Below are 2,702 nucleotides of genomic sequence, written 5' to 3'. Positions count from 1 at the left end.
GAACGCCGAACAAGGCGTGGGTGGCAACCCGCTACCCCGCCGCGAGTCGGAGATTGAACCGTGACCAGAAGCCTCTATTCTGAATCGGACTGGCGCCTCCGGTAGCGGGTGCCACCACTTTGACGTTGTGCCAAAGAAATGAAGCCTCTCGACTCTCCAGCACTACAGGCTGTCTTGATGGCTGAGCTCGATGCGGGAGCGAAGATTGTCGAGGGGACATCCTCTCCCAATTGGGGCAAGATGAAGCGGTTGATCATTCTCGATGCGCCATTTCGGACGTCCGCGTGGAAGGAGCATGGCGGACTCACTTTTCGCGACATCAATGATCCCCACTATTGGCGGGCTGAAGTCGAGGACACCGCCACCCACGAGCTGCTGGCTTGCCGCTTCTGAACATGAGCGCGATACACAAAGCATTGATCGAGGCGATTGTTTACCTCGCCGTCGTCGAGGGTTCGGAGGATCGGGAGGACGATGATGTCCGAGTGCTTGAATCGGTGATTTCCGAACTCAGCAAGGCGACACCCACGGAATTGGAGGGCCTCTTTGCAGCAGTGAGAGCGGAGCTTGAAGAGACTCAGGAGCATGCGAGGATCGATGCATTGGAGGCGATTATCGATTCCCTCACAGAATGAGCACCAAACAACCAAGGCACAACAAGGCGTCGCACCACAATCCGCTACCCGTTCCGAGTCGGATTGTGGCTGGTAGCTACAACCCCCAACCTGAGTCGAAGCCGCGCCCCCGGTAGCGGATGTGTGGACTTCGACGTTCTGCCTGAAAATTTGAAGCCGTGCAATCGGAGCAACAACAAGAATACAACCGATTAACCGAAGCGGCTAACGAGACGCTCAATTCGGTCGCGGAGTCAGGCACGTTTCTCCACGTCTTCTCGTTTTGGCGTCTACCAGCGTTCGAAGATCATGTTCGGACTACTCTTTACACGCCGAGACGCCCTGATTCAGGGAAGGATCCATTTGTTTCGATCACCACGTGGAAGCGGGAAGACGATTTCAACAAGCTTCGTGACCCGGTCGAACGACTGAAGCACCCCAAAGAGCTCAAGCCTACAATCGACGAGGCTAGTAAGATACTCGATCCTGAAGATGCATCGAAAGTGATTGAGGATTTGTCAGCCATTTCCCTTACGTCGCTTCGCCCGACTGAGGGAGTGTTAGGTTTGGACGGAGTTGGATACCGATTCTCATTTAGTCAGGGGTATTTCTCACTCGATCTTTCATGGTGGTGTGACCGACCGAAGGTTTGGCAGGAGGCAACGAGCCGGATTGAGGATGTCGTATCACGACTCCACCGCGCCAAACCAAAACTGGCAGAACAAGACGGTGCTGGACAACCGGCTACCCGCTCCGAGTCGAAATGATTTCCGTAGCTACAACCTCTAACCACCAGTCGAAGGTGCGCCGCCGGTAGCCGGTGCCAGACCTTTGACGTTCGCTTCAAAAATGAAAGCCGTGGTTCCAGCTCTCACGTTTCTCGCGCGGCACTTCCTGTTCGGTGCGTTTGCGATGATTGTGGGCTGCATTGCATGGACGATTGCCTACATTGTGATGCTGATCGTCGCAGTCGTCACCAATCAGGGTATCGGTGGTCCGCTGGCGTTTCCGGCAGGCATTATGGCCGTGCTGGCTGTATGCGGCTTCCTCGGGTGGGGAGTCTTCGCCCCAGCTTCGGCGATTGGAGAGATCTTTCGCCGAGTGTTTCGACTTCCGCGGATTGCTGCTATTCCGATTGTCACCGTGGCCGCATTCCTCCTCAGCTACGTGATCTATTGGGCTTATATCGAGATGGTCACGACTCACTCAATGCCGTCGATGTTGACCGTGCTGAAGAACTTTGCGATCTACCTCAGTATTCCGCTGGGAGCCTACTGGTGGCTGACGGAGGGACCAGGTGCGCTCTTCGACGTATTTCGGAGGTGGATCGGTCGTCACCGCCAGAACAAAAAACCAAGCGAACAAGGCGTCGCACCACAACCCGCTGCCCGCTCCGAGTCGAATTTCTCGGGATCACTACCACCCTCAACCTGAATCGGAGCCGCGCCCCCGGCAGCGGGTGTGTGGACTTCGACGTTCGCTTAGAAAATGATGAGCCGCATTCTGCCAATCCTCGCTATGGGCTTCTTTTCAACACTCTTCGGCTGCAACAAGTCATCGGACAACTCCAAGGGAGATTCGTCGGCAGCAGAGCCATCGGCCTTCGTTTCGGAAGCCGAGTTTCAGGCAATCCGAACGAAGCAGACTACAATGTCTCCGCAGACCATGGAACAACTGCGTGGATATGGCGTTACAGACGAGTCCAAGCTGAAGCTGGAATACTTCTTCTACACTAATACCAAAGAGAAGGCCGAATCCTTGGCGAAGGAACTTGCTGGTCGCGGCTACATCGGCGACTTCGACGTAGCCGCCAGTGATTCGAGCCAGTTTGTGATTACGGGGTGGACTCCTCCGATGGCGATGAGCGACGAAGTGGTTGTGGGGTGGACTGGCGAGATGTGTGAGATTGGATACAAGTTTGATTGCGAGTTCGACGGCTGGGGCACGAATCCAAATCAATAGCGAACCCCAAAGATAGCTTCGGGCGGTAGCCCCGAAGCTATCGGTTGTTGAACGGGCCCAGGCGGGTTGGACGGGCGGTGTGGCTATCGCTCTTGCGGTTTCAATCCGCGTCTGTGGGTCAACGAC

Annotated in this window: 5 protein-coding genes; all 5 read left to right on the top strand. The window is 55.6% G+C overall.

Annotated elements, in window-relative coordinates; all coding sequences use genetic code 11:
* Positions 1-138: 138 nt before the first annotated feature.
* The 5 genes from ABXH26_RS20460 to ABXH26_RS20440 all read left to right on the top strand — a co-directional run bounded on the left by ABXH26_RS20460 (position 139) and on the right by ABXH26_RS20440 (position 2,576).
* Positions 139-393 carry a hypothetical protein gene (locus ABXH26_RS20460; RefSeq protein WP_353568962.1) on the top strand — a complete coding sequence of 85 codons (255 nt, stop codon included), beginning with the start codon at positions 139-141 and terminating at the stop codon, positions 391-393.
* 2 nt (positions 394-395) lie between these two features.
* Positions 396-635: a hypothetical protein gene (locus ABXH26_RS20455; protein WP_353568961.1), complete on the top strand. Its 240-nt coding sequence runs from the start codon at positions 396-398 to the stop codon at positions 633-635.
* A gap of 158 nt (positions 636-793) precedes the next feature.
* Positions 794-1,381, top strand: a complete 588-nt coding sequence (locus ABXH26_RS20450) for a hypothetical protein (protein ID WP_353568960.1) — start codon at positions 794-796, stop codon at positions 1,379-1,381.
* Positions 1,382-1,463: 82 nt separating this feature from the next.
* Positions 1,464-2,048, top strand: coding sequence for a hypothetical protein (locus ABXH26_RS20445; RefSeq protein ID WP_353568959.1), 585 nt, complete (start codon positions 1,464-1,466; stop codon positions 2,046-2,048).
* A 57-nt stretch (positions 2,049-2,105) separates the two neighbouring features.
* Positions 2,106-2,576: a ribonuclease E inhibitor RraB gene (locus ABXH26_RS20440; protein ID WP_353568958.1), complete on the top strand. Its 471-nt coding sequence runs from the start codon at positions 2,106-2,108 to the stop codon at positions 2,574-2,576.
* Positions 2,577-2,702: the final 126 nt, after the last annotated feature.

Origin of the sequence: Haloferula sargassicola (assembly GCF_040362925.1) — a bacterium.
GTDB lineage: Bacteria > Verrucomicrobiota > Verrucomicrobiia > Verrucomicrobiales > Akkermansiaceae > Haloferula > Haloferula sargassicola.
Note: the sequence above shows the minus strand (reverse complement) of the source record. Positions and strands in the feature narration are given on the sequence as shown.